The sequence below is a fragment of the Hymenobacter sp. 5516J-16 genome (assembly GCF_022919335.1).
In the GTDB taxonomy this organism is placed as follows: domain Bacteria; phylum Bacteroidota; class Bacteroidia; order Cytophagales; family Hymenobacteraceae; genus Hymenobacter; species Hymenobacter sublimis.
The window spans coordinates 2,479,425-2,505,902 of record NZ_CP095058.1 but is presented as its reverse complement, the minus strand read 5'-3'; the positions used below and the strand labels follow the sequence as shown (position 1 = coordinate 2,505,902).

At 60.1% G+C, this 26,478-nt stretch carries 22 protein-coding genes, 2 tRNA genes and 1 pseudogene; 14 read left to right on the top strand and 11 right to left on the bottom strand.

What is annotated here, in order from left to right:
- Positions 1-77: 77 nt before the first annotated feature.
- From dusB to MUN84_RS12400, 3 genes are all read left to right on the top strand, one after another.
- On the top strand, positions 78-1,067 hold the full coding sequence (gene dusB / locus MUN84_RS12410; RefSeq protein ID WP_244694374.1) for a tRNA dihydrouridine synthase DusB: 990 nt from the start codon (positions 78-80) through the stop codon (positions 1,065-1,067).
- A gap of 108 nt (positions 1,068-1,175) precedes the next feature.
- On the top strand, positions 1,176-2,135 hold the full coding sequence (locus tag MUN84_RS12405; protein ID WP_244694373.1) for a DMT family transporter: 960 nt from the start codon (positions 1,176-1,178) through the stop codon (positions 2,133-2,135).
- A gap of 567 nt (positions 2,136-2,702) precedes the next feature.
- On the top strand, positions 2,703-3,077 hold the full coding sequence (locus MUN84_RS12400) for a hypothetical protein (protein WP_244694372.1): 375 nt from the start codon (positions 2,703-2,705) through the stop codon (positions 3,075-3,077).
- Positions 3,078-3,226: 149 nt separating this feature from the next.
- Here MUN84_RS12400 and MUN84_RS12395 read toward each other — a convergent pair whose 3' ends face one another.
- The 3 genes from MUN84_RS12395 to MUN84_RS12385 all read right to left on the bottom strand — a co-directional run bounded on the left by MUN84_RS12395 (position 3,227) and on the right by MUN84_RS12385 (position 9,962).
- Positions 3,227-7,336, bottom strand: a complete 4,110-nt coding sequence (locus MUN84_RS12395; protein WP_244694371.1) for a DUF3320 domain-containing protein — start codon at positions 7,334-7,336, stop codon at positions 3,227-3,229.
- A 29-nt stretch (positions 7,337-7,365) separates the two neighbouring features.
- On the bottom strand, positions 7,366-8,073 hold the full coding sequence (locus MUN84_RS12390) for a DUF4011 domain-containing protein (RefSeq protein WP_244694370.1): 708 nt from the start codon (positions 8,071-8,073) through the stop codon (positions 7,366-7,368).
- A gap of 113 nt (positions 8,074-8,186) precedes the next feature.
- Complete coding sequence (locus MUN84_RS12385; protein WP_410780049.1) at positions 8,187-9,962, bottom strand: amino acid permease; 1,776 nt, start codon at positions 9,960-9,962, stop codon at positions 8,187-8,189.
- Positions 9,963-10,155: 193 nt separating this feature from the next.
- Here MUN84_RS12385 and MUN84_RS12380 point away from each other — a divergent pair, with 193 nt between their 5' ends.
- From MUN84_RS12380 to MUN84_RS24595, 3 genes and pseudogenes are all read left to right on the top strand, one after another.
- The gene (locus tag MUN84_RS12380) at positions 10,156-10,929 is read left to right on the top strand and encodes a carboxypeptidase-like regulatory domain-containing protein (protein WP_244694369.1); all 774 of its coding nucleotides are present in this window, start codon (positions 10,156-10,158) and stop codon (positions 10,927-10,929) included.
- Positions 10,930-10,966: 37 nt separating this feature from the next.
- The gene (locus tag MUN84_RS12375) at positions 10,967-11,539 is read left to right on the top strand and encodes a carotenoid 1,2-hydratase (protein ID WP_244694368.1); all 573 of its coding nucleotides are present in this window, start codon (positions 10,967-10,969) and stop codon (positions 11,537-11,539) included.
- Positions 11,540-11,672: 133 nt separating this feature from the next.
- Positions 11,673-12,094, top strand: a pseudogene (locus tag MUN84_RS24595) (lipocalin family protein).
- A 42-nt stretch (positions 12,095-12,136) separates the two neighbouring features.
- Here the strand turns inward: MUN84_RS24595 and MUN84_RS12360 are convergent.
- Together MUN84_RS12360 and MUN84_RS23825 are read right to left on the bottom strand one after the other, a co-directional pair.
- Complete coding sequence (locus MUN84_RS12360) at positions 12,137-12,925, bottom strand: HAMP domain-containing sensor histidine kinase (protein WP_317238922.1); 789 nt, start codon at positions 12,923-12,925, stop codon at positions 12,137-12,139.
- Positions 12,886-13,323, bottom strand: a complete 438-nt coding sequence (locus tag MUN84_RS23825; protein ID WP_317238921.1) for a hypothetical protein — start codon at positions 13,321-13,323, stop codon at positions 12,886-12,888. Before MUN84_RS23825 ends, MUN84_RS12360 begins: the two co-directional genes overlap by 40 nt.
- A 276-nt stretch (positions 13,324-13,599) precedes the next feature.
- Between MUN84_RS23825 and hemA the strand changes: the two genes are divergently transcribed.
- A complete protein-coding gene (gene hemA, locus MUN84_RS12355) occupies positions 13,600-14,871 on the top strand; it encodes a glutamyl-tRNA reductase (protein ID WP_244694365.1) in 1,272 nt (423 codons plus the stop codon).
- 95 nt (positions 14,872-14,966) lie between these two features.
- On the opposite strand, the gene MUN84_RS12350 is transcribed toward hemA, so the two are convergent.
- A complete protein-coding gene (locus MUN84_RS12350) occupies positions 14,967-15,275 on the bottom strand; it encodes an ArsR/SmtB family transcription factor (protein ID WP_044003755.1) in 309 nt (102 codons plus the stop codon).
- A 328-nt stretch (positions 15,276-15,603) separates the two neighbouring features.
- On the opposite strand from MUN84_RS12350, the gene MUN84_RS12345 reads away from it, so the two are divergent.
- From MUN84_RS12345 to MUN84_RS12335, 3 genes are all read left to right on the top strand, one after another.
- The gene (locus MUN84_RS12345; RefSeq protein ID WP_244698851.1) at positions 15,604-16,833 is read left to right on the top strand and encodes a Glu/Leu/Phe/Val dehydrogenase dimerization domain-containing protein; all 1,230 of its coding nucleotides are present in this window, start codon (positions 15,604-15,606) and stop codon (positions 16,831-16,833) included.
- Between the two features lie 119 nt (positions 16,834-16,952).
- The gene (locus tag MUN84_RS12340; protein ID WP_244694364.1) at positions 16,953-17,552 is read left to right on the top strand and encodes a hypothetical protein; all 600 of its coding nucleotides are present in this window, start codon (positions 16,953-16,955) and stop codon (positions 17,550-17,552) included.
- Positions 17,516-18,061 (top strand): mechanosensitive ion channel family protein, encoded by a 546-nt coding sequence (locus MUN84_RS12335; protein ID WP_244694363.1) that lies wholly within the window; start codon positions 17,516-17,518, stop codon positions 18,059-18,061. Before MUN84_RS12340 ends, MUN84_RS12335 begins: the two co-directional genes overlap by 37 nt.
- Before the next feature lie 79 nt (positions 18,062-18,140).
- Here the strand turns inward: MUN84_RS12335 and MUN84_RS12330 are convergent, their stop codons facing one another.
- The 4 genes from MUN84_RS12330 to MUN84_RS12315 all read right to left on the bottom strand — a co-directional run bounded on the left by MUN84_RS12330 (position 18,141) and on the right by MUN84_RS12315 (position 21,747).
- Positions 18,141-18,368, bottom strand: coding sequence for a hypothetical protein (locus MUN84_RS12330; RefSeq protein ID WP_244694362.1), 228 nt, complete (start codon positions 18,366-18,368; stop codon positions 18,141-18,143).
- The gene (locus tag MUN84_RS12325; RefSeq protein WP_244694361.1) at positions 18,365-19,060 is read right to left on the bottom strand and encodes a TerB family tellurite resistance protein; all 696 of its coding nucleotides are present in this window, start codon (positions 19,058-19,060) and stop codon (positions 18,365-18,367) included. The genes MUN84_RS12330 and MUN84_RS12325 overlap by 4 nt, the downstream gene beginning before the upstream one ends.
- A 183-nt stretch (positions 19,061-19,243) precedes the next feature.
- Complete coding sequence (locus MUN84_RS12320) at positions 19,244-20,653, bottom strand: AsmA-like C-terminal region-containing protein (protein WP_244694360.1); 1,410 nt, start codon at positions 20,651-20,653, stop codon at positions 19,244-19,246.
- Positions 20,626-21,747, bottom strand: a complete 1,122-nt coding sequence (locus MUN84_RS12315; protein ID WP_244694359.1) for a hypothetical protein — start codon at positions 21,745-21,747, stop codon at positions 20,626-20,628. The genes MUN84_RS12320 and MUN84_RS12315 overlap by 28 nt, the downstream gene beginning before the upstream one ends.
- A gap of 184 nt (positions 21,748-21,931) precedes the next feature.
- On the opposite strand from MUN84_RS12315, the gene MUN84_RS12310 reads away from it, so the two are divergent.
- Positions 21,932-22,006 (top strand) — tRNA-Val (locus MUN84_RS12310).
- A 24-nt stretch (positions 22,007-22,030) separates the two neighbouring features.
- A tRNA-Val gene (locus tag MUN84_RS12305) sits at positions 22,031-22,105 on the top strand.
- A gap of 80 nt (positions 22,106-22,185) precedes the next feature.
- On the opposite strand, the gene MUN84_RS12300 is transcribed toward MUN84_RS12305, so the two are convergent.
- Positions 22,186-23,478: a hypothetical protein gene (locus tag MUN84_RS12300; RefSeq protein WP_244694358.1), complete on the bottom strand. Its 1,293-nt coding sequence runs from the start codon at positions 23,476-23,478 to the stop codon at positions 22,186-22,188.
- 75 nt (positions 23,479-23,553) lie between these two features.
- On the opposite strand from MUN84_RS12300, the gene MUN84_RS12295 reads away from it, so the two are divergent.
- Both MUN84_RS12295 and MUN84_RS12290 read left to right on the top strand, forming a co-directional pair.
- Positions 23,554-25,197 carry a hypothetical protein gene (locus MUN84_RS12295; protein ID WP_244694357.1) on the top strand — a complete coding sequence of 548 codons (1,644 nt, stop codon included), beginning with the start codon at positions 23,554-23,556 and terminating at the stop codon, positions 25,195-25,197.
- 97 nt (positions 25,198-25,294) lie between these two features.
- A complete protein-coding gene (locus MUN84_RS12290; RefSeq protein WP_244694356.1) occupies positions 25,295-26,416 on the top strand; it encodes a GNAT family N-acetyltransferase in 1,122 nt (373 codons plus the stop codon).
- Positions 26,417-26,478: the final 62 nt, after the last annotated feature.

Sequence of the window (26,478 nt, the reverse complement as noted above, 5' to 3'; positions counted from 1 at the left end):
GCCAAGAACCTAAGCTCCCAAGACCCTAAGACCCTGAACTAATCGTAAATTTGCGCAAAATACTAGAATAGACTGCCGTGGTACACATCCGCAATATTGCCCTGCCCGATTTCCCCTTACTGCTCGCGCCCATGGAGGACGTGTCGGACCCGCCGTTCCGGGCCGTGTGCAAGCAGGGCGGCGCCGATTTGATGTACACCGAGTTTATTTCCTCGGAAGGCCTGATTCGGGCGGCGGCCAAAAGCCGGCAGAAGCTAGACGTGTTCGATTACGAGCGACCCATTGGCATTCAGCTGTTTGGCTCCGATGTAAACACCATGGGCGAGTGCGCCCGCATCAGCACCGAGGCTGGCCCCGACCTCATCGACATCAATTATGGCTGCCCCGTGAAGCAGGTAGCCTGCCGGGGCGCCGGCGCGGCCCTGCTGCGCGACATCCCCAAAATGGTGGAAATGACCTCGGCCGTAGTAAAGGCTACCCACCTGCCCGTCACGGTAAAAACCCGCCTGGGCTGGGACGAAACCACCAAGAACGTGGAAGAGGTAGCCGAGCGCCTGCAGGACATTGGTATTGAAGCCCTTACCGTGCACGGCCGCACCCGCGTGCAGATGTACAAGGGCGAGGCCGACTGGCGGCTGATTGCGGCCATCAAAAACAATCCACGCATCAAAATCCCCATCTTCGGCAACGGCGACATCGACTCGCCCCAGAAGGCCGTGGAGTACAAAAACCGCTACGGCGTAGATGGCGTGATGATTGGCCGCGCGGCCATCGGCTACCCCTGGATTTTCCGGGAGGTAAAGCACTACAATGCCACCGGCGAGCTACTGGCACCGCCTACCGTGGAGGAGCGGGTGCAGGCCTGCCGCATGCACTTCGAGAAAAGCCTGGAGTGGAAAGGCCCGCGGGCCGGCGTGTTCGAGATGCGCCGCCACTACGCCCAGTATTTCCGGGGCCTGGAAGGCGCCCGCCAGTGGCGCAGCCGCCTGGTAGAAAGCAACGACCCACTAGAAATCCACGCCATCATGGATGAAATTATTGCCGCCGAGCCAGTTTTGGTGGGGTAATTCGTAGTTGGCTTGTATCCGTTTGAACGTCATGCTTCGGCTGCGCGGACGCCAGCTCACGCATGACGTTCTTTTGTTGCTCATATTATAGTTCGCTCTGACCACCCCATGCCTACCGCCCCCACCCCGGCCGTTGCTACCGCTCCTACCGCACCGGTTGTTGCGCCGCCCCCACCCCACCGAACGCCCGCCTCGGCCTGGGTACTGCTGCTGATTCTGGCCAGCATTTGGGGCACGTCCTTTATTCTAATGAAAAAAGGTCTGGTCGTGTTTTCGGCCCTGGAGCTGGGAGCTACGCGGGTGAGCGTGGCGGCGTTGCTGCTGCTGCCGTTTGCCCTGAAGCACCTTAATAAGGTAGACCGCAGCCATTTCAAGTGGCTGATATTGAGCGGGGTAGTTGGCACGCTGGTTCCGGCGTTTCTTTTTGCTTACGCCGAAACCCAGCTGGCTTCGGGCCTGGCCGGCGTGTTGAATGCCCTAACGGCCGTGTTTACCCTGGTGGTAGGCGCCTTGTTTTTTGGGCAGCAATTGACGGGCCTACGAGTGGCCGGTATAGCCCTGGGTCTGGTGGGTACGGTGGTGCTCATGCTGCTGGGTGGCAGCGGCGGCGACGCTACCCCGACCGGCGAGGGCAACGCCTGGTACGGTTTGTACATTGTGCTGGCCACCCTGGGCTACGGCGTGAGCGTGAATGTCATCAAGCACCGCTTCCACGGTATACCGTCGGTGGCGGTTACGGGGCTGTTGCTGCTGTTTATTGGCGGGCCGGCCCTGGCCTTTCTGCTGGTGGGCACCGAGTTTGTGCATAAGCTAGCCACTGTGCCCGGCGCCTGGACTGCCTTTGGCTACATTGCCCTGCTGGCTACCATGAGCACAGCCGTGGCCATGGTGCTTTTCAATAAGCTTATTCAAAGCTCCACGGCATTGTTTGCAGCCTCCAATACCTACCTCGTGCCGGTGGTGGCGCTGGGTTGGGGGTTGCTGGATGGGGAAAGTTTCAACCTATGGCATCTGCTGGGCATGGGTATTATTCTGCTCAGTGTATTCATTATCAACCGGGCCCGGTAACCACGAAGCGCCCGGTGCGTCTTACATAAGCCTACCCATCTACCATACACCGTAGATGGGTAGGCTTTTCTGTTGATGCAGTGGCGTAACTACTACACTCGCCAACGGCCAGACGACAGCAAAAAGAATGTACCCTGCTCACGCTAAACGGAGTGGGTAGCAAGAACTGTGGAGTCAGACAAGAATGTCATGCAGAGCGCAGCGAAGCATCTCGCGCGCTGAGGTTGGGGTAGCACTGCAACAATTCGAGCGAGATGCTTCGCTGCGCTCTGCATGACGGGCTATTGGCTTAATATCCACACAGCCTAGTGGGTTAAAATCTATGCTCGAAGGCGGGGTGCGCAGGCTACATTCAGCAGGTAATTACCTGTATTACATTGGTTTGCTGATTATTTTTCAGACTCTGGAAACCAGCTTACTAGAGTTGAACTGAACGCCCTGTTGGGCCGCGTAAAACATGGCTCAAAATCAATAGCTTATCAATAATATAGGTATGCTTACCGCTAATTTTGTGTATATTATCCCTTCTACTCTGCGTCACCATGCTCTACTCCGCTGCACACACCTATGTCACATGTTTCACCGGCTGCCACGGCCTTCCCCAACCCCGAGCTGGTTGTCAGTTATGCTGACGGCCTACGCTACGTAAAGCACCGACTCAACTCCTTTGCGCATGGTGCGCTCAAGCCCTGGGCCGAAAGCCAGAGCATGAACTACACCATGGTAGTAAACCTGAAGAACTCCCAGCTGACCAAGCAAACCCCGCTGCTGGTGCAGCGCATTTTGCTCACGTTCGGCTTTGACACGGACCCGATTCGGCTAATGCAGGGCGGACAGCAGACCTACCAATTTTTGTTTCGCACGCCCGAACAGCTGCAGCTGTTTCACGCCCAGCTTTCGTTTTACGAACCAGAAGGGCCGGCCCCTTCCCAACCCCACTAACCCCACCACCTCACTACCCATCCGCTTTCGCAGCAGCCAGCTTACCTCCTCGATGACGCAGAGCAGGTGGTTGCTGCCCAAAGCCGCTACGGGTAGGTCGTGCGTTCTGCAAGGGCTCTACTGCAGCTGCGGTAGAGCCCTTTTGCATGTTAAACGGCCGGTTTTAGCACGCCGTTCACCTCTAGCAAGCTGCCTTGCTCCAGCAAACTGGTCAGCACGGGCTCCAGTTGCTGCCGCATTTCTTCACTGAGGCGGGCAAAGCCGAGCAGGCGCACCGCCGGCAGAAACACCGCCTCTCGGGGCAGGGCAAAGCTTTGCTCCACCACGGTGCGCAGGGCACGGGCTAGCTCCTCGGGGGCCACGAAGGCCAGCTTGCGCGAGATGGCCGGCAGCTGGCTTCGGTCCCGGAGCGGGGGCTGCTGCATGCTGTTGTCCCAAAGAAAATCACCTTCCCGGCGCAGATGTCGCAGGTTATGGGCTAGCAGAGCCGCGTCTTGGCCAGCCTTGCGAATGCGGGCCCCTACTTGCGTGGCCCCGCTGGCCTGGGCCAGCCGTCGGGTGGCCTCCTCCAAGTGCACCGGACTTTCAATGCGGACTACCTGGGCCAGCCACAACGCCAGTTGGCCCAAGCTATGCTGGTGCAGTTCGCGGTGGCCCACGGCGGCTGGCAGCTGAGCCACCTGATAGGGTTCGGCCAGGGCTACGGGGGTAGTGGGTGCTTGCTCCCGCGCAATGCCCGCAGGCGTTTCGAGCTCCAGCGCCGGTAGTTCTTCCGGCTCATCGGTCTCATCGAGGGTAGTCAGGCGGCGGGCTTCCTCAATGGCCTGTACGGCGCGCTCGGTTTCGGCGGTGGGGTCCCGGAGCCAGTCGGTGCTCCAGATGCGGTGCAGGCGCCAGCCCACGTTTTCCAGTACCTGCTGGCGCAGCCGGTCCCGGTCGCGGGCCGAGCGGGCGCTATGGTACATGGCCCCGTCGCACGCAATGCCCAACACGTAGCGCCCCGGCTGGTCGGGGTCGACGACGGCTAAATCGAGGTAGAAGCCTTGAGAGCCAATTTGGGGGCGCACCACGTAGCCGCGGGCCGTGAGGGCGTGGTGCACGGCCTCTTCAAACGGCGACTCCATCGCCCAGCCGGTTTCCACGTTCTGGTTGAGGCGGCCGTGCTGGGCAAAGCCTAGAAACGTTTTGAGCGCCGCTACGCCCCGGGCTTTCGTGCGGCCCAGGTCCAGGTCGTCGGCAGTAAGGTTGGTGAAAACTTCGCAGCGCTGCTTGGCCCTGGTGATGAGCACATTCAGGCGCCGCTCGCCTCCCTCGCCATTCAGCGGCCCGAAGCTCATGCTCAGGTAACCCTCCCGGGTGCGGCCGTAGCCGATGCTGATCAGGATGACGTCCCGCTCGTCGCCCTGCACGTTTTCCAGGTTTTTGACGAAGAAAGGCTCGTGCGGATGGCGGTTAAAAAACTCCTCGGTTTCGGGGTGCTGGCGGCGCAGCTGTTCCAGCGCATCCTGAATGGCCTGGCGCTGGGCCGTGCTGAAGGCCACTACTCCCAGCGTGAGGCGTGGGGTAGTGCGAGCATGGAGCAGTACGGCTTCAGCCACGGCCTGGGCCTCCAGGGGGTTGGTGCGCGTGGTGCCCCGCTCGTAGTGAGTGCCGGGCAGGTGATGGTAGACCAGCCCCAGTTGGCCCTGCCCGCCGGGGCTCGGGAAAATCACCAGCTTGTCGTCGTAGAATAAGTGGTTGGAGGCGGCAATCAAGCTTTGGTGCAGGCTGCGGTAGTGCAAGCGCAGCATCCGCTCGGGCATCTGGCGGGCCTTGCACAGCTCCAGAATGCTCTGGATATCAGCCGTTACGTTTTCCTCATCGGTATCCTCGCCGGCTCCCGTCAGCAAATCGAAAAAGGAGGTAGGCGGCAGCTGCTTAGAGTCGCCGACGACGACTAGCTGGCGGCCGCGGGCAATGGCGCCCAGCGCTTCCACTGGCTTCACCTGGGAGGCTTCGTCGAACACCACCACATCGAACTCCACGGCGCCGGGCGGCAGGTAGCTGGCCACGGACAGCGGCGACATCATGAACACCGGCTTGATGGCCTGCACCGCCCGCCCGGCCTGCTGCATGAGCTTGCGCAGGGGCAGGTGGCGGGCTTTCTTGGCGAATTCGTTGCGCAAGAGCAGCATTTGGCCGCCGGCTTGCTGGTTGGGCAGCTGCTCGAAGTGCTGCTGCATGGCCCGCACCCGATTGTGATAAAGCGAGTCCTGGTCGGCCTGCCGGAAGCGGGCAACTACTTCCTCGTGGCTGGCGCGCTCAAACTGCCGCAGGGCCGGGTGCTGCTCATAGGCCAATTTCTGCAGGTACTCCAGCCAGGTTTGGCGCAGGGCCGCTACCAAGTGGTGGGCGGCCGGCTCCCAGCGCTCGGCCAGCAGAAGCAGTTCCGGCAGCCCTTCGGCCTGCACCGCCGCCATGTTGTTCCACTCGGTGGTGAGGTGCAGGGCCGGCAAGTCAGCTTGCCAGGCGGCAAGGGTGGCGAGCTGGACGGCGAAGGGCTGAAACTGCAGGCGACCATCGGGACCAAACCGGCGGGCTTCATTGAGCTGCAGGGCGTTGGCTAGAGCTTGCAGGGTAGTGCGGTGCTGCGTTAGGGCAGCTTCGAGAGCCGCCAGCTGGGGCGCCAGGGTTTCGGGCTGCGGCGGCCGGGCCAGGTAGTCAAGCAAAGCTGCGGGCAACTCCTTCCGACTGATGCGCTGGTAGGTGCGCGACAGGTACTCGTGGGTTTTTGCCAACATCGGCCACTCCGAGCGTACGCCCTGCCACGCATGACCGAACAAACTGCGCATCAGCCCACTAGCTTCCGTAAGAAGCTGCTCGTGGCGGGCGGTTTCATGAATAGCATCGATGGTGCTGATTACCGCATCCGCTTCAGCGGGAAGCGGGCCGCGCCAGAAGCTTTGCAGGCGCTTTTTGGCTTTGCGATAGTCGACATTCAGAAATTTCCACCACTTGTCACCGTAGCTCAAGTAGGCCGCGCGTTCCGGAAGCAACTCCTGGCCCCAGGCTTCGGGTAGCAGGGTGGCCTCGTGCTGCTGATGCAGGCTAGTGTAGGTTGCCCCGGCTGCCAGTGTTTCTTGGATGCGGCCGGCCTGATCCAGCCAGCTTGTGTTAGTTACGGCGACTCCGGCCAGGTTGGGCGCCAGCAGGGCGTGGCGGGCGGCGGGTAGCAGGGCTTCGGCCGCGGCGCGGTCAGCGGGAACAGGTAGCAGGCCCAGGTGTTCAGCCAGAGCGGCGGCAGCGGCCTGCAGGGCTGCTACTGCTTCCTGGGCTTCGCGCAGGTGGCGTGCCAATTGCTCCTGCGCGGCGGGCAACAGCACCAGCAGCTCACTACCCCAGAACAGCAGATCTTTGGGTCGGCCTACCTTCTGCAGGGTAGCCTGCACGCGGGCAGCCAGAGTTTCGGCGTGGGCGGCGTCGGCATCAGTCCATTCGGGCAGGCGAGAAATTCCGAGCCGGGGCAGCTCCACGGCACCCCGCGCTTCACGTAGCCGTGCCAGCTCACCAACTACCTGCTGGGCGGTGCGGCGGCTGCGGCCCAGCGGAGCATTCACGGCCAGGGCGTAGTCGTTGAGGACGGCCCGGTAGCGGGGGAGTTGGGCCACTTGGTCTTCCACCAGGGCCGCTGCGGCCGGACGGCCGAGACTTATGGTTTGCTTCAGTTCCTCGTGAAGGGCTTTCTTGTTGGCTTTGTGGCTGTGCAGTTCCAGGCAAGCCACGCCCAGACCCAGGGTATCGAGGCGGCGCTTCACCACTTCCAAGGCCGCCATTTTTTCAGCCACGAACAGCACCTTCTTGCCCGCGCCAATGGCTTCGGCTAGCAGGTTGGCAATAGTTTGCGACTTGCCGGTGCCGGGCGGCCCCTGAATCACCAGGTTACGGCCTTCGTGCACGGCTAGCAGGGCTAGCAGCTGCGAGGAGTCGGCATCCAGCACTTGGTGCAGCTCGTGAGCGGGGCTTTCGGTATCGAGAAACGTGGTATCGTTGAGGGTAGGTGGAGCATCCTGAAAACCCGTGTCGGGGCCGAGCAGCGCGGCGATAGCCGGGTGGCTGAGCAATGGAGCATCGGCGGGCCAGAGCGCGGGGTCTAGGTCGCGGTAGAGCATGAACTTGCCGAAGGAAAAGAAGCCCAGGGCAATGCTGTCGGGCTGCACTTGCCAGCGCGGCAAGCCAGTCACCAGACGGCTTACGCTGGCGAAATACTCGGCTGGTCGCAAGTCATCTTCGGCTTCGGGCAGGGGCAGCGCTACCCGAAGCTGACCCGCAGCTTGGCCTGCAAGGAGAGGTTGCCTTCTATTTCGGCGCCGGTGTGGCGCAGCCGAAACCGCTCGGCGGCGGTGCCGCGCTCCAGCAGCACGGGCACCAGCAGCAGCGGCGCGCAGTGAGGTTCCAGGCTACTATTAGCCTCATACCAAGTGAGTTGTCCCAGGGCCAGGTAGAGAATATTAACACCGGTTTCCTCTAGGCTGGTGCGGGCCGTGTAATACGTATTGAGCAGCCGATTCTCCAGCTTATCCACTGGGTCGGCGGTTTGCAGCTTGTTGTCGGTGAGCAGGGCGTGGCGCTCCACTTCGGTTAGTTCCGTTGGCGACGGTACTGGCTGCTGGGCGGCTTTATAATACGCGTCCCGTTGGGCTTGAGCTTCGGCCTCACTCAGTCCCGCTGCGGCCGCTTCCAGGGGGGTAAAGCCACTCATGAACTGCACCGAGTCGGGAGACTTTATGGTCTTTCGAGAACCGGGCGCGCCCTGGAAGTACATGGTTTTGCCCTGGCGCACCAGCACCTCGTACACCGCCCCGGCCTCCTCGCCCACCACCAGCACGCCCCGGGCAGGTGAGGGCCGAAAGTTGAGCAGGGGGTTGCGTAGGCCCAAGTCCAGCAGCTCCTGGCGGGCGGCTTCTAGGCGGGTAGCAAGGGTAGCAGAAGGAGAGGAAGCAGTAGCAGCAGCCGACATAAACCGTATAGATACAAGTCGAAAATTGATCAGGCTAGAAAGTAGCGGACATACAAAACCCGCCGGCTGCCAGCGCCGGCGGGTTCGGGAAAGGTACCGGACAACGGCTGAATTTACCGGCTTACGGCTACTTTTTTCAGGCCTAATCGGCTGTGCTTGTAACCGTAGTTGAAGTATAGCACCAGACCCAGAACAAGCCAGCCAAAGAACAGCAGCCAGTTGTTGATGCCCAGCTGGGTCATCAGATACAGGTTAGTGAGCAGGCCCAGGGTAGGCAGCAGAGACAGGCGCTTGCGAAAGGACAGCCAGGCCAGCCCTAGACAGAACCCAATAAACACCAGCATGGGAATGTAGTGGCGGAACTCCTCGTAGCCTCCGTCGCCGCGCACGGCGCTGCCGAACGCCTGGAGCCCCTCCTGGTTATAGACAAACAGCAACCCCAGCCCCAGCAGCATAACCAAGGGCACCAGAAACTGCCCGTTGATGTAGGGCACCTTGAAGCGGGCCTCGCTCTGGCCATGAGGGTCAATGATAAGAATGCCGCCACATACCAGCGCAAAGGCAAATAGGGTCCCGATGCTGGTCAGGTCAATTACCAGGTCCATGTTCAGCAGCAGGGCCGGCACGCCCACAAAAAAGCCCGTGACAATGGTGCTAAACGAAGGCGTGTGAAACTTGGGGTGCACCTTGGCAAACACCGGCGGCAGCAGCCCGTCGCGGCTCATGGTCATCCAGATGCGGGGCTGCCCGATCTGGAACACGAGTAGCACGGAGGCCATGGCAAACACCGCCGATACGGCCACTACCCCCGCCAGCCAGTTCAGGCCCACTTTCTGGAACACAAAAGCCAGCGGGTCGCCCACGCCCAGCTCCTTATAGGAAACCATGCCCGTGAGTACCAGCGTGATAATAACGTAGAGCACAGTGCAGATGATGAGGGCGTAAATCATGGCCCGGGGCAGGTCGCGCTGGGGATTTTTACACTCCTCGGCCGTGGTGCTGATGGCATCAAAACCGATGTAAGCAAAGAACACGGCCGATACGCCCTTCAGCACCCCACCTACCCCATTCGGGGCGAAAGGAGTCCAGTTGCCGGGCTGCACGTAGAAGGCACCCACGCCAATGACGGTGGCCACCACAATCAGCTTGAGCAGCACCAGCAGATTGGAGGCGTTCTTAGACTCCTTAATGCCGATGTAGACAATGGCCGTAATTAGCAGCGTAATCAAGCCGGCGGGCAAGTCGACCACCAAGCGCAGGCCTCCAAAAAGCTCGGGCGCCGAGGTCCAGGTCTGGTAGCCAGCCAGTTGAGCCGGCGAGGCTTCGGCCAGCGGTTTGCCGGCCTGCATCAGGGCCAACACCTCGTTGTAGTGCTTGTGGGCGCTTTGCATGCCCATGGTCAGGTAGCTCGGAATATGCACCCCAATGCCATCCAGCAGGCCCGTAAAGTAATCGGACCAGGATATGGCCACTACGATGTTGCCCACGGCGTACTCCATAATCAGGGCCCAGCCGATAATCCAGGCGGCCAGCTCCCCGAAGGAGGCGTAGGCGTAGGTATAGGCCGAGCCGCTCACGGGAATAGTGGCCGCAAATTGAGCGTAGCACAAAGCCGAGAAGGCGCAGGCAATGGCCGTAAACACGAACAGCAGCGACACGGCCGGCCCGCCGTCGTGGGAGGCGTTGCCGATGGTGCTGAAGATGCCCGCTCCAATAACGGCGGCAATGCCCAGAGCCGTTAGGTCGCGCACGGTTAGGTGCCGGGCTAGGCCCCCACTCTCGCCGGGGCCGTGGCCTTCGGCATCAGCGGGCGGATTATGCAGAATATCAGTCAGGCTTTTGCGGCGAAACAGGCCGCTGAGGCGCGAGGGCGGGAGAGGTGTAGACAAGGCCGTAGTGAGAGGTTAAGGGGGCAAAAGATACAGAATAATGCGCGGGGCTGCACGCCAGGGCTCCGCCCCGCTACCTCAGCCGCCCCGAAAGAAGATGCGCTGCTCTCGTCTTACGGAAGAAGTTTGGCGGTTTGGTGTGGAATGTAGTCGGGCGCGGCATCAACCCAGCAGACCCTTAATTTTCTCGTTTATGCCCCGCCCTACTCTCTCCGTTCCTAAGCCTTGCCACGAAAGCTGGCAGGCTATGACGCCCGCCGTTCAGGGCCGCCACTGCGCCGCTTGTGATAAGGTAGTCGTAGATTTCACTCGCATGTCAGACGCCGAGCTGCTGGCTCACCTAGGGCAGCCCAAAGGCTCTGGCTCTACTTGCGGCCGCTTCCGGGCCAGTCAGCTCGAGCGGCCGTTGCTACCCGCAGCACCAGCCCCATACTACTCCCGCCTCATGGCCGCGGTTCTGGCTTTTGCTGGAGTAGGCGCGGCGGTGGCCCCGGCCGCGGCACAGTTGCGGCCCAGCACGCCGGTGGAGCAGCGCCGCATTACCATGGGCATGATGGCCGCCGCTCCAGCTCCCCGCCTGGCCCTACCGCCCGTGGTGGTGCGGGGCATTGTGCTGGATTCTGCTACCCAGGAGCCGCTGCCAGGCGTTACGGTGCTGGTGCAGGGCACAATTACCGGCGTCAGCACCGGGTCTGATGGAAAGTTTGAGTTACAACTGCCGGCCAGCACTGAGCCAGCCGGCCTGGTAGAGGTACAGGTTAGCTCTGTTGGTTACGTCAGCCAGCTTCTTACGCTGCGTTCTGCGGCGCTACATCAGCCCCTGACCGTGACGCTGGCCCCTGACGGACGCGTGCTTGGTGGAGAAGTAATCATTGTAGGCGGCTACAGCATGCCCCCCTGGTACACGCCCGCGGCTTGTGGTGGAGGCTTACGCAGCCGTTTCGGCGGTAGCAAAACGCGCCGGTAGTCAAACCTTTCGGCCCCGAAAAACCTTATTGCGGGGTATGAAGAATTTGCTGTTTGCTACCCTGCTGCTCCTGTTTACTACTGCCGGCTGCGCCCTCAAGCCCACCAACAAGCACGATGTATTTTCCGAGCGCGCCCAGCTGCCCCAGGAAGAGGCGGTGCATAAACAGAACTCCTTGGAATGGTGGTACTTCACGGGCCACTTGCGCGACAAAGCCACCGGCGAAACGTTCGGAGTAGAGTATGTATTCTTCCACTTCAACATCACGGGCAAGAAGGACTGGCAGATGGTGAACTTCGCCCTCACCGATCCGCAGCAGCAGCAATTCCGCTACGATTATAAAGTGGAGCGCCTGCCCCAGTTGCTAGCTCCTACCCTGCCACTCCGCTTAGTGACCCAGAAACAGGCCCAGCGCTGGACCCTCAGCGGGCAGGAAGGCACCTACCACTTGCAGGCCCGCATGGCCGCCCACACCGGCCACGCCATCGACCTAACGACTACCCCCACCAAGCCCGTACTACTGCACGGGGCACTGGCTACGAGCACTATGGGCCCACCGCCACGGCTGGCTACTACAGCTACCCCGCCTGCAAGCCAGCGGCTCGGTTGAAATCAACGGCAAGGTGCGGCAGGTAGAGGGCGAGCTGTGGTACGACCGGCAGTGGAACTGCAACAGCGTAACCACCAAGGACCTGGGCTGGGACTGGTTTAGCATTCAGCTCGATGAGCCCCGCGAGGAAATTATGGCCTACCAGCTCTACAATAAGGCCACCGGGCAAAGCATTGGGGGCGGCTCGCACTACGGAGCTCAGGCCCAGAACATCCACCTTGGCCAACAGGACTTTCAGCTGGAGCCCCTGGCTTACTGGACCAGTCCGCACTCCAAGCTGCGCTACCCCAACAAGTGGCGCCTGCGCATTCCCAGCCAGGGCTACGACCTGACCATTACCCCGTCATGCAGGATCAGGAGTTGACCCTAAAACTATTTGCGGGCATCAAAATGCACTATTGGGAGGGCATGTGCCGGGTAGAAGGCACCCACCACGGCAAGCCCGTGCGCGGCAACAGCTACGTAGAAATCACCAACCGCTCGGAAGTAAAGAAGATCAGGGAAGGGGCCGAAGAGGTGGCAACCCAGGACCAGAAAACCGGCCGGAGCGAGTAGCGCACTGGCCGCGGTAGCAGGGTAGGCTAACTAGCTGCTAGGTTACCCGTTCAGTATCACCCGGAAGGTAGTGCCGCGGCCTACCTCGCTCCACTTCACGAAGAGGCGCCCCTTGTGGTAGTTCTCGATGATGCGCTTCGCCAGAGCCAGCCCCAGGCCCCAGCCCCGCTTTTTGGTGGTGTAGCCGGGCAGGAACACGCTTTCGAGCTTGCTTTTGGAGATGCCCTTGCCCGTATCGGTGATGTCGATGGCAATTTGGGACTTGTTGCGCACGGGGCGGCGCAGGTGAATGGTAATGCTGCCGCGGCCGTCCATGGCATCCACGGCGTTTTTGCAGATGTTCTCAATGACCCAGTCGAAAAGCGGGATGTTGACTTGGGCGGGCGTATCAGTGGGCAGGTCGGTTTTTATCTCGAAGCTCACCTTTCTAGACACCCGGCTCTGCAGGTAGCTGATGGCATTCTGGGTGACGCGCAGGATGTTTTCGTCCTTGAGCACGGGCACCGAACCGATGTTGCTGAACCGCTCCGTAATGATTTCCAGCCGCCGAATGTCCTTGCCCAGCTCCTCCACAATAGGCTCATCCTTAAACCGTTCCGACTCGCGCAGGTAGGCCTGCCAGCCCACTAGGCTGCTAAGCGGGGTGCCCAGCTGGTGGGCCGTTTCCTTGGCCAAGCCCACCCACACGCGGTTCTGCTCGGCGCGGCGAGAGTAGCTGAACGCGAAGTAGGCAATAACGCCCAGGCAGCCGATAATAGCCAGCTGCACCAACGGGTAAAACCGCAGCTGCGTCAAGAGCGACGACTCCTTATAGTAAATGAAGTTGCGCACCCCGCCCCAATCTCAATGACAATGGGTGGGTGCTGCTCCTTCATCTTTTGCATTTCCCGTTGCAGGTAGGTCACGCGGGCCGTCTCGCTCAGACCCTTCGGAACGGGTAGGTTCTGGGCGTCGAGGGGGTAGCCACTGTCATCGGCCCAGATGACGGGAATGGTGGTGTTGGCCTCAATAATCTCATCATACAGGAAGGACACGTTCGATTCTTCCTCGGTGTTGATGAGGTAGCGCTGGGTTTTGGCGTAGAGGTCAATTTGCTTTTGCTCCCGTTCCGAGAGGCGCTGCACCAGCAGGTTGGTGTAGATAACCGTGGCCGCCCCAATCAGCAGGGCCACGCCTACAATTACGAGCTTGATGCGGGACTTTTGGTCGTAAATCGGGATGGGCAGCACAGGGCAGAAACAAGCGGATGGGAAGGTGCAGCATACGGCCCGCACCCCTACGAAGATACGGCCTCGCCAACGGGCAGCTCAACAGTAGAGAGCCTAGGCGTAACGCAACGAAATGATTTTTGTCTAATTAAACGAGAATAACCTTTCTTTAATCTGCTTAAACCCCTCTTTCAACGCCAATATAGGTTTGCCCGAACCACTAGGGGGTAGCAACTGTTTTTACGCTAGCAATTTGTACTGTATTTTTGCCCTCTGATTCTCGCACTAGCACAAGCTATGCTCCATCCATTCAAGGCCGTTAGTCTTTCCTTTAAAAAAGCTCCCCTGGAAATCAGGGAGCTGATTGCCTTGGACGAGGCTGCCTGTCGCCGTTTCCTGCACACCCTCCACCACGAGCTGGCCCTCACCGACCTGCTTGTGCTGAGCACCTGTAACCGCACAGAAGTATATTATTCCGCTGCGCGCGACCAAAGCCCCGCCATTATTGAAGCCCTGGGTCAGCTCAAGAATCTGCCCGAAGTAGCCGAGTACTTCCCTTACTTCGATATTCTCGATCAGCATACCGACGCCGTACGCCACCTCTTTGAGGTAGCCATGGGCCTTGACGCCCAGGTAGTTGGCGACATGCAGATCAGCAACCAGGTCAAGCAGGCTTACCAGTGGTCGGCTGATGCCGATGCCGCGGGCCCTTTCCTGCACCGCTTACTACACACTATCTTCTTCACCAACAAGCGCGTGCAGCAGGAAACCTCCTTCCGCGACGGGGCAGCCTCTACCTCCTACGCCGCGTTGGAGTTGGTGGAAGAGTTGACCGCCGACCTCGCCAACCCGCGCGTACTGGTGGTAGGCTTGGGCGAAATTGGAGCCGATGTTTGCCGCCACTTCGGCGACAGTAAGCTGTTTCAGGACGTGACCATCTGTAACCGCACCCGCTCCAAGGCCGATGAATTGGCCCAGGAGTGTGGCCTGAAGGTTATTGATTTCGAAAGCTTGGTACCCGGTCTTAAGGAAGCCGACATTATCATCAGCAGCATTGCCCGCGACGAGCCCTTCTTCACCCGCGACATGGTGGAGCGCCTCGACGTGCTGAGCTACAAATTCTTCATCGACCTGTCCGTGCCCCGCAGCATTGCCACCGATGTGGAGCAGGTGCCCGGCGTGCTGGTGTATAACATTGACGCCATCCATAGTAAGGCCTCGGCCGCGCTGGAGCGCCGTTTGGCCGCCGTGCCCCAGGTACGGGCCATTATCGAAGAAAGCATGATCGGCCTACAGGACTGGACCAAGGAGATGATGGTGTCCCCGACCATTCAGAAGCTGAAGAACGCCCTGGAGCAGATTCGGCTGGAGGAAATGGACCGCTTCCAGAAGAAAATGAGCCCCGAGGAGGCCAAGCGCATGGACGACATCACCCGCTCCCTGATGCAGAAGATTCTGAAGCAGCCCGTGCTACAGCTCAAAGCTGCCTGCAAACGCGGCGAGGCCGACCAGCTCATCGATGTACTGACGGACCTGTTCGACCTGGAGCGCCAGCCCGACGTAGCTTAGCTACTCCACCATTGGATCCATACAAAAAGCCCTTCTGACTTTCAGAAGGGCTTTTTGTATATCGATAGTTACCGTTGCTCCTTCGAAGCCGGCACTTACATGGTGTCGCAGCAATCCTCCAACGAATCGATTACGTCCAGTAGCTTCGGAATGGAAAGAGAATAGTAAATCTTAGTGCCCACCTTGAACGAGGACAGGATGCCCCGGTCTTTGAGGGTGATGAGGTGCTGGGAGGCAATGGCCTGGGGCAAATCGAGGGAGCGGTAGATTTCCGTGACGGTCATCTTCTCCTCTTTACCGAGCAGATCGACGATGGCCAGGCGCTTCGGGTGCGCCAATACCTTCAGCATGGCGGCCGCCTTGTCTACTTTTTTGGACTCTACTCTTGAAAGCAATGGTTTCATATGTCGTTACAACGGTGGTACCAGGGTGGGGCAGGCAGGAATATGGCTAATACGATATTCTACGGCTGCATAGTTCCTTTTAACGTACCAGCTGCCAAAAAAATTTACAAATCCAACAGATTTGCATCCTCTTTCCCTTAAACGTGGCAATTCCCGGCAACAGTACCCTTGCCTTTGTAATACGCTCATAGTCAGCGAATGGGCTACACTGGCCACGAAATCAGCGGCGGTGACCTTCCCAAGCCGTGTCCGCACGCTATAACCACGGGCCCAAAGCCGCTGCTTACCTTTGCGCCGAAGCTCCTACCCTACCCCCGACTATTTTTCGATGAAAGACCTGCTCACCAAGTTTGAAAACAAGCGCCCCGAAATTGTTTTTGAGTGGAAAGACGCCGAAACCGAAGCCGAAGGCTGGGTGGTGATTAACTCCCTGCGCGGCGGGGCAGCCGGCGGGGGCACCCGTATGCGCAAGGGCCTCGACAAACGCGAGGTGGAAAGCCTGGCCAAGACCATGGAAGTGAAGTTCACGGTCTCGGGTCCGGCCATTGGCGGCGCAAAGTCGGGCATCAACTTCGACCCCCAGGACCCGCGCAAGCGCGGCGTGCTGGAGCGCTGGTACCGGGCCGTAATTCCCTTGCTGAAAGCCTATTACGGCACCGGCGGCGACCTAAACGTGGACGAGATTCACGACGTTATTCCCATTACGGAGGACTACGGTCTCTGGCACCCGCAGGAAGGTATTGTGAACGGGCACTACCGCGCCACCGAGCCCCAGAAGATACAGAAGCTGGGCCAACTGCGCCAGGGTGTGGTAAAAGTGCTCGAAGACGCTACCTTCTCTCCGGACCTGAGCCGCAAATACACCGTCGCGGACCTGATTACGGGCTACGGGGTAGCTGAAGCCGTGCGCCACTACTACGAGCTGTGGGGCGGCCGCTCCGTAGCAGGCAAGCGCGCCATTATTCAGGGTTGGGGCAACGTGGGCGCGGCGGCAGCTTACTACCTAGCCACCCAGGGCGCCCGCATCACAGGCATCATCGACCGGGCTGGCGGGCTCATCAAGGAAGACGGCTTTTCGCTGGAGGAAATCCGGACGCTTTTTTTGCAGCGCGAAGGCAACGCCTTGGCAGCCAGCAACCTGCTTTCTTTTTCGGAAGTAAATCAGCGCATCTGGAGTAGCGGGGCTGAAATCTTTATTCCGGCGGCGGCCTCCCGCTTGGTAGCGCGCGAGCAGGTTGAGCAGCTGGTAGCAGGCGGACTGGAAGTTATTTCCTGCGGAGCCAACGTGCCCTTCCAAGACCCAGAAATCTTCTTCGGCCCCACCGGCGAGTTTGCCGATGCCAATGTCAGCGTGATTCCCGATTTCATTGCCAACTGCGGCATGGCCCGAGTATTCGCCTACCTGATGGAATCCAACGCGGAAATTACCGATCAGGCTATTTTTCAGGACACTTCTACTATCATTCGGGCGGCCCTGCAACGCACGCGTCACCAGAGCGAGGCCACTACCGGCATTGCCCAGAAGTCGTTTGAAATGGCGCTGCGCCAGTTGGTGTAATTGAATCTTGGGGTCTTAGGGACGCAGGATCTTGGATAATGTTCACGGAAGCAAGAAGCTAGCAGAACAGTAGTCAAGACCCGAAACTCACAGGACCTCAAGGCCCCAAGACCTTACTCATGACCCTTCAGGAGATTCTGAACTACCGCTTCCTCGGCAACAACGTGGGGGCCTACCTGACGTGCCTGGGCATTTTGCTGTTTGGGTACGCTTTCAAGACGCTGCTTTCGCGCCTGCTTTCCAAGCTGGTATTTCGCTTCATTCGCAAGCGCACGGAGGGCGTTAGTGAGCAGCAGTTCCAGGCCTTGCTGATTCAGCCTGTGTCCATCGTGGTGTTCTTCGTCACGATATACCTAGCCTTTCAGGTCCTGGACTACCCCGTGCGCAGCGCCGACATCACCAAGCACGAGCCCTGGCCCCAGGTGGCGCTGTTTCGGCTCTACCAGATTGCCATTATCACGGGTGTCGCCTGGATTGGGCTGCGGCTGATTGATTTTCTGGTGCTGGTGTTCCGCCGCCGGGCCGAGACGCAAGTTTCCCGCCTCAACGACCAGCTGATTCCCTTCGCCAAAGACCTGCTCAAGGTTCTGGTCCTGACGCTAGCCTTTCTGGTGATGCTCAGCAAGGTGTTCGGGGTCAATGTAACGGCCCTTATTGGGGTTTGGGTATTGGCGGCCTGGCCGTGGCCTTTGCTGCCAAAGAAAGCCTCGAAAACCTGATTGCCTCCTTTACTATCTTCCTTGATCGGCCCTTCGCGGTCGGCGACCTGGTGGAAGTGGGCGCCGTGACGGGCACCGTAGAGAAGGTTGGCTTCCGGAGCACGCGCCTGCGCACGGCGGAGAAAAGCTACGTCACGGTGCCCAACAAGAGCATGATCGACAAGCCCCTGGACAACCTCTCGCTACGCACGGCCCGGCGCGTAAGCTTCACGTTGGCGTTGAGCCACACTACCACCAGCCAGCAGCTCCACCGCATTGTGGAAGAAGGCAAGCTGGCCCTGGAAGAAAACCCGCTGGTAACCAAGGAGGTGCAGATTCAGTTTGCGGCCCTTACCCCCGCGGCCAAAGAGGTAACCGTGCAGTATTTCGTAGAAACTACAAACTACGACGAGTACCTGCATGTGAAAGAGCAGCTGAATTACCGCCTGGTGGAGGTGGTAGAAGCCGCCGGCGGTGCCTTCGCCAGCACGGGCACCACGGTGGTGCAGCTGGTTGGCTCCCCGAGCTAATACTATCCTGCTTTCAGGTTGGCGTAATAAACAAGCGGGCTGCCCCAGTTGGAGCAGCCCGCTTATTGTTGTATTGTTTTTAGAAGGTAAGGTTACCGGCCCCGAGCAAACCGCCGAGCAGGCCACCCATACCGCCGTTCATCAGGCCACCCAGCCCGCCACCGCCAGCACTGCGGGGCTGCGAGTTAGGCTGTCCGCCCAGGCCTCCCAGAATCGACATTAGGGAGCCTAGGCCCCCGCTGCCCACGTGCGAGCTTTGCTGCGGATAATTGCCGTAGGAGCTTTGCTGGCCCCCGCCGCCCATCATGCCGCCAAGTAGGCCCCCGCCGAGCAGGCCACCGAGCAAACCGCCCATGCCGCTTTGGGCCGCTCCCCCGAGCAGGCCCCCATGGTACCACCGCCGGTCATGCCGCCGAGCAGGCCACCGCCACCACCGGGCATTCCGCCGCCGCGGTTCATCACTCTGGAAATAACCATGGGAGCCACTACCCCGAGCAGGCCCGCCATTAGGGCTCCTTTAGGAATTCCTACGTTCGACAGCTTGTCGGAAATACCGCCCAAGAAGCCTTGTTTGGCCGGGTCATTGGCATCGTGGGGTACGTGCGCAGCTTGGTCAACTACTTGTTCCAGAACCTGCTTTTGCTGCTGGTTGATGCCAAGGTAGGCGGCAATTTTGTTTACCATTTCCTCCTCCGTGTTGGAGTAAGCACCATCGGCGCGGGCAAAGCTGATCAGGTCGGTTACCAGGGAGAAACGCAGGTCGCTGGAGCGCAGGGCATCCAGGTTGCCTTTGATGCTTTCGTTAGAGGCATCTTTGGCTGCGCTCAGTACCTGTTGGGTAGCGCCGCCGCTCAGGTTGGCCTGGTGGGCAAGTTGCTGCAGGAACTCTATTTCGGCAGCCGATGCTTCGCGGTCAGCAGAAGCGAGGCTAGCAATAACGCTCAGGTAAGCGGCTTTCTCTTGGTCGGAGTAGTTCTGCAGGAGTTGGGTATCATTCATAATAGCAAGGAAAGTAGGTGGAAATAAACTAGCTACCCTTAACGCAAGCTCTTCGGATAGGTTAGCCCCGCCTCCTGTCCAGAAGCAACTCGCGCTTATCCGGGCCCAACCATCAATCGGCCACGCTTTTCACCTGATCCACAGATGTTTACTTGGTACGCCAGAGCTTGCACTACCCCAGTTTTAGAAATCAAAGTACTCGCCTGTTTGCGGCTGGGCCGGTTTTTTCACTGGTTTTTTTATCTCGAAACTGGGTTTTGCTACGGCGGCGGGGCCGATGGGAGCAGCCGTGGTTCTGGGGGCACTGCTTGCACTACTGGGCCGGGTGCCGGTGGCTGGCCCCGCCACAACCGGCGCGGTGGGCTCCCGGGCCGCCCGCTCGTAGCGAATGGTAAAGTCCCGCTCGTTGCCCTGAATAGCCAGGCGCAGCATAGGTCCTTCCGCCCCGGCCCGAACCTGGGGCAGCAGCCCAGGCAACAAGGGAATTCGAACGTGGTAGTCCATTTGCTGATCAAATGTGTGGGTGCCCGTCACCCGAATCAGAGAGGCGGCTTTCACGTTAGACCGAATATCCATTTCGGGCACATACACAGTCCGGCTTTGCACGTAGAGGCGGTTTTGCAACTCGGCAAACCGCAAATGGCGCAGGGTGGCTCGGCTGGCTAAAAAGCTCAGCTTCTGCATGGGCTCGAAATTAAGTAGCTCGCCTTGCCGGACGGTAGCGTGCACTTCCGCCTCCAGGCGGTCGGTAAGTGGGGTTAGATGCTGGTCGAAGTAAGAATCGACCTCGGCTGTCGCCGTGAGGCGGCCCCGCAAGTGGCGCTGGGTGATAAACTGCTGACCGAAATCCTCGAACACGTAGAACAAGCTGTCCAGCGGCACTTGCTGGCAGCCTACCACGGTACTGGCCTTCACAAGCTGGGGCTGGCGCACATCTACGCGGCCCCGTACGCTCACTTGGCCCCCGGCAGCGAGCAACGTTAGGCCAGGGGAAGTAAACACCCGGTCCTGTAGGTGTAACGTGCCGCGCAGGGTACGCCCCCGCAACCGCCGAAAACGCAGCTGGGCGGCCGTCGTCTGCAGGTTGAGGGCAATGCTGGCCGGTACGCGCAAGCCATCCCCTTTTGTAGTACTACCCTGTTTCTGGCCGGCAGATGGGGTAGCCGCGGGCTGGTAGGCGTAGAGGAGCTGATTGAAATCCAAGAGGCGGCTGGCTACCACGGCCTCCAGCCGGAGGGGCTGACCGGGCTGGAGCAGCCACCGGGTTACGTTGCGCAGTGTGCCTCGGCCCCGAAAATCGGAGTTTCCCAGCTCCCCGCTCAGGGCAGGTACGGCCACATCCGAGCCTTGTAGCTGCAAGCGGCCAGTTAGGTGGGTGAAGGGCTGCCGAAAGTCGCGCAGCTGCAGGTACACGTCTCGCAGGGCTAATTCCCCACTAGCCTGAGCCGCAGTGGGCCGATGACGCAGGTCTTGCAGGCGCCCGTTCAACCGTAGCCGCACCGTGGCATTGCCGCGGGCCTGGCGCACGGTAGCAAGTGGGAAGAAACGCACCGCCCGGGCCACGTCTAACTCCGCCCGGGCCTGCAGCTGCACCCGGGGGTCGGGGAAATTGCGAATTTGCAGATTACCGCTGAAAGGCCGGCCACTAAGTTGCCCCGCACATTGTTCAGGGTTAGCTCGGCGGTACGGGCGGCCTGGGCACTTCCGTTGGTGAAAGCCCCGGTAAGGCTGACGTGGTCAATGGCCTGCTGGTAGCGCGGGTGGTAGAAAGAGGCTTCCTTGCAGCCAAACCGCACCGCTACCGTGGGGTTACGGGCGGCAGACAACTCACCGCGCACCGTACCCCCAAAATATACAGTGCCCCGGCTCCGGTAGCCCGCCAGCCGCTGGGCCAGGCGGGGCGGCAGTAGCGCCAGCACCGATTGCACATCAGCTCCAGTGGCCTCGCAGCGCACATCTAGCACAGCCGCCCGCTGGTAATCAATGGTGCCTGCTACCGCATAGGCGGCGGGTCCGATATGGATTTGGGAGGGTTCAATAGTCAGCTTCTGGCCGGGCCGGTCGATAACCAACGTCGTACTCACCGTCAGCTCTTTGCGCTGAAAGTACTCGTCATTTCCCAGGCGTAGGGCTGCCACCTGCGCTACCCCTTGGGCGGTAATATCCAAGCGGGCGTCGGTGATGCTTAAGGCCGCGCGCAGCTGTGGGGTGTGCAGGCTGAAGTGCTGATGCCGGCTGGCATCTTCGTACAGCACCCGCACCCGCTGCAGTTCAATACCTTCCAGCTCCATGCCGAAAGGTGAGGTAGCGGCGGGAGCCGTGGTATCAGGGCGCAGAACGTGGTAGTTGCCCCGGCCCTGGGCGTTGCGGCGCACCCGCACCTGCGCATCGGCCAGCGTAACGGCCCGGATGTGGTAGCGGCCGGCCAGCAGGTCCCAGGCATCAAAGGCGCAGTAGAGCCGTCGGGCCCGGGCCAGCTTCACGGTATCGGTAGGCTCGGAGCCGGCCACTACTACGTCGTGCAGGGTCACGGACAAGCGCGGAAACTGATCTAGTACTGATACCTCCAAGCGGCTGGCCTGCACGGGTACTTGCAGGTACCGGTTCAGGGCCTGCACAAACAAGCCGATGATTCGATCCTGCCCCAACCACACGCCGCCTACCGCACCAACCAGGAGCGCAAGCAAGGTTAAAAAAGAAATTTTGAGAAATCTGCTCACCGTGTTTACCTCCTGAAACTTCTGACTGGCAATCAGTTTCCCGCACAACGCGCACCAGACAGCAAAATTTCTTGACCCAAAGATGGGATAAAGTGTTGCGTATTCGAAAATGAACTCCCATATTTGCCATCCCAAACGGGATACGCCCAACGGGAGATTAGCTCAGCTGGTTCAGAGCATCTGCCTTACAAGCAGAGGGTCACTGGTTCGAACCCAGTATCTCCCACTTACTTTTTTACGCATACCCCTCGGGAGATTAGCTCAGCTGGTTCAGAGCATCTGCCTTACAAGCAGAGGGTCACTGGTTCGAACCCAGTATCTCCCACGAAAGGACAGTCGGTAACGGCTGTCCTTTTTTGTTTTGGTACAGGAGTGGCAACCATCCGGGTCGATAAAGTCCGCATCTTATCGATTTTCCGGCGGCAGGGTCAGCCGCTGGCGCAACCGGTGTCCCACTATTAGGGGAAATAAAAGCAGGGCCGGCTCGGCGAAGAACCGCCACCGAAAGCCCACGAAAAACACCAGGCTGATAGCCCAGGTAGCCAGCAGTGGCAGCAGCAACAGCCAGTCGCGGCTTTCGAAGCGCAGACCTCGGTAGTGCAGCACAGTAAGAGTCAGAGCCGCGAAAAAGGCCAAGTGCACTAGGGCCGTGAAGGGGTTCCAAGGAGTGCGGGGAGCATCGGCTACAAAGTTTTCCGGTGAAAAGAACAATGCCGTTTTCTTTATCCACAACCGAGCTTCTTTCAGTGGGTGTGCTGCTACCCATTGCCGAGCCAGTTGGGCACGAGCCTGGCTTTCTTGGTACTGATTTAACGAGTCGAGGTGAGGAATGGCGGCGCGGACGTACTGGTCGAAGGGGCCCGTGCGCTCGTCCCAGTCGAACATAAAGCGCCCCTGGGCCACCGGATTATGGCCCTGCAGCAGCTCGAAGCCCGCTTGATTGCTGAGCGTGTACGCCCCAAACTGCCGGTAATTTTTTAGCAGAATAGGCATGTGGCTCAGCACCAGCAGCACGAGCACAACGGCCCCAAGGCCCCAGGCCGCCCGGCGGGTAGCGGCTGGCACGGAGCGGCGCAGCATCAGCAGCAGGAATACAGCAAACAGGCTACCATACACGGCCAGCAAATAGCCCCGCAGCAGGCACGACAGCACTGCGGCCGCCGTAACCCAAGCTGCATCTGGCCAGCGCAGCGGCCGGCCGCCGTGCAGGCGCAACAGCTTATACACCACCACAATCAGCAGGGGTAGCGTAATATTTTCAAACCACCAAAAGGCGCCCACATAATAAACTACCCCCGGCGAAATAGCCCAGAGCCCGGCCCCGGCCCACGCCACCCCGGGAGCTAGCCCAAAGTAGCGCAGGGTGCGCTGCACGTAGAGGCCGCCGAGCAGGTAGCAGCCAGCCGCCGCCGCGTACACCAGCAGGGTTAGGTAGTGGCGGGGCAGGCCCGCCTTGCTCCAGCCCATGTACACGAATACCGGAAAGCTGGCGTGGAAGGCATCGGGGCGCAGTTGCTGGCGCTCCGGGTCGAGGCTAACGTAGCCGCGGCCGGCTAGGTAGTTGTCGGCAATGCGGCCGTTGCGGCGCTCATCGTAGTTCCACTCCAGACCCGGATTCAGGCCCAGATTAAGCGCCAGACGAATAACCAGCAGCAAAACGGCCACGGGCCAGATAAAGCGAGGAATGGAGCGTAACACCAGCGGAGCAGAACGTGAGTTGGCAATGAATTGCCGAATTTAGCCGCGTTTTCTGCTTTCCTTGCCACTTCGTTTATGCCCATTTCCGTTCTGCCTCGCCTTCCTGCTTCCTCTGGCCCGTGGGCCCGGTGGGTAGTAGGAAGTTTCTTTGGGGTGCTGGTGCTGCTGGGCGTGGTTCTGCACCGCGACTATGGGGTAGGCTGGGATGAGCAGCTCGACCGGCTGAACGGCATCATCAATGCCAAATATGTGGCTCTGCACCTGGACCCGGAACTGGCCCGACGACAGCCTACCTTCGCTGCAATTCCGGACATGCGCGAAAACTCGGACGCCGACCACGGGGTGCTGTATCAATTGCCGTTGGTGGTGCTGGAAAAAGTGGTGGGCGCCGAGGATTCCCGGGACGTGTACTTTCTGCGCCACCTGGTTATCTGGCTGACCTGCGTGGCCGGCACCTACGCCCTGTACCGGGTAGCAGCGGGCTACCTTGGTAGCTGGCGCTGGGGGTTGCTTGTTGCCGCGGCCCTGGTACTTTCTCCGCGGCTGTTTGCCGAGTCGTTCTACAACTATAAGGACGTGGTGTTCCTGGGGTTCTTTACATTGGGCATTGGCACGCTGCGGCGCTGGCTCCGGCAACCTACCGGGTGGCACGCGGCCCTGCACGCCCTGGCCGTGGGGGCGGCCATTGATGTGCGCACCATGGGCGTGCTGCTGCTGGGCCTTACCATCGGGTTTGCGGGCTTGGAAGCCTGGTTTCGGCCCGACGTGCGGCAGCGGCTGGCTACTGGCCTTGCGCTGTTTGTTCCGCTGACGGCGGCCGTGGTAGTGCTGGGCTGGCCTTACCTCTGGGAACACCCGGCGGGCAACTTCTTGGCCGCCTTCCAGAGTTTCAGCCGCTACCGGGCCGAGATGCTGACCGTGTATCTGGGCCAGGAAATTTCTATTCAGCACCTGCCCTGGCACTACGCCCCTGTGTGGCTGCTGGTAACTACCCCCCTGCCCTACTCAGTACTATTCGGCGTGGGCGTAGGAGTAATAGCGTGGCGGGCACTGCGCCGGCCCTGGGCGTGGCTAACCTCGACTATTGGCCGGGTCGATTTGCTGATGTTAGCTTGGTTTTTCGGGCCGTTGGGAGCTGTTATTCTGCTAAACTCCGTGCTGTATGATGGCTGGCGGCACCTGTACTTCATCTACCCGGCCTTTCTGCTACTGGCGGGCCGAGGCCTGCAAGCTGCGTGGAACTACTGGCGGGCTACCCCTACCTCTCGGGTGATAACGCGGCGACTGGGGTACGGGGCGGTGGGGCTGCTGACGCTGGGGCTAGCTCACACGGCCTTGCGCATGGTGCTCGATCATCCTTACCAGAACATGTACTACAGCTTTCTGCCTGGTCCCGTTGCCGGGCGCCTCTTCGAGCGGGATTATTGGGGCCTTTCGGGTCGGGAAGGATTGCAGTGGATCATGGACCACGACAGCAGCGCCACGGTGCCCGTAGCCACGGACCCGCGCACGGGCCTGATGCTGCACAATGCCCAGCTGTTGCTGCCCCCCGCCCAACGGGCCCGCCTGCGCATGGTGCCCGTAGAGCAGGCCCGCTACTTTCTTACGACCTACCGTTGGCACCCGGCCGCTTACCCCAGCAGTTTGGGCCCGGAGGTATATTGCCGCCGCGTACGGGGCATCACCCTGGTTTCCGTTTTTCGAAGGCCTGGCCGGTAACATACGCTGCTGAAGCCGTCCTTCCCCTTATTCTGCTTTCCTTTTCCATGCCCCTGCTTGAAGTTTCTTCCCCCAGCACATTCGTCAGTTCCTGGATTTGCCCGCGCGCCTGTACCAGGATCAGCCCAGCTGGATTGCGCCCCTCGACCACGAAATAGAAGCCGTTTTCGACCCGCAGCGCAATCATAACTTCGCCCACGGTGAAGCCATCCGTTGGATTCTGACCAATGAGGCCGGCACGGTTATCGGGCGGGTTGCGGCCTTTATCAACCACGAAACACCCCAAACCGACCCAACTCTGCCCGTGGGCGGCATGGGCTTTTTTGAATGCATCGATGATCAGGCGGCGGCCAACGTGCTGTTCGAAGCCTGCCGGCAATGGTTAAGCCAGCGTGGCCTGCAAGCCATGGACGGTCCCATCAACTTCGGGGAGCGGGACCGGTACTGGGGCCTGCTAACGACAGGCTTCACGGAGCCCAACTACGGCATGTTCTACCACTTGCCCTACTACCAGCAACTGTTTGAGCAGTACGGTTTTCAAGTATTCTTCAAGCAGTATACTTGCTACCGCGAGGTAGCCGCTCCCTTGCACGAGAGCTTTAGCCGGGCGGCGGTGAAATACGCTCAGCAGTATCCGGAGTTCCGCTTTCAGCACGCGCAAAAACGTGACGCCGAGAAGCTGGCCCAAGACTTTCACCACGTCTATAACCTGGCTTGGGCCAACCACAGCGGCGTTAATCCCATGTCCCTGGACAAGGCCCGGGCCTTGGTGAAGGAGATGAAGCCCGTAGTGGATGAGCGCCTGCTCTGGTTTGCCTACCACCACGACGAGCCCATTGCCTTCTTCGTGAGCCTGCCCGAGCTAAACCAAATTTTTAAGCACGTAGGCCGCAACTTCAACCTCTGGGGCAAGTTGCGTTTCCTGTGGGAAAAGCGGAAGTACGACCAGCGCTCCGACAAGAAAATGTTCGGCGTCATTTTCGGGGTAGTGCCGGAGTGGCAGGGCAAAGGCATTGAGTCGGCGCTGATGGTGCACGCCCGGGCCGAGTTTATGCGCGCCGGCTACACCGATATCGAAATGAACTGGATTGGCGACTTCAACCCCCGCATGCTGGCCGTTACCCGTTCCATCGGGGCCCGCATTCACAAAACCCACGTCACCTACCGCTACCTCTTCGACCGCGCCCGCCCCTTCGAGCGCAGCCCAATTATCCGGTAGGTGGTAAGGTGGTGAACTAGTGAATTCGTGAGTAATAATAAGCTCTAACACTCACCCTTAAG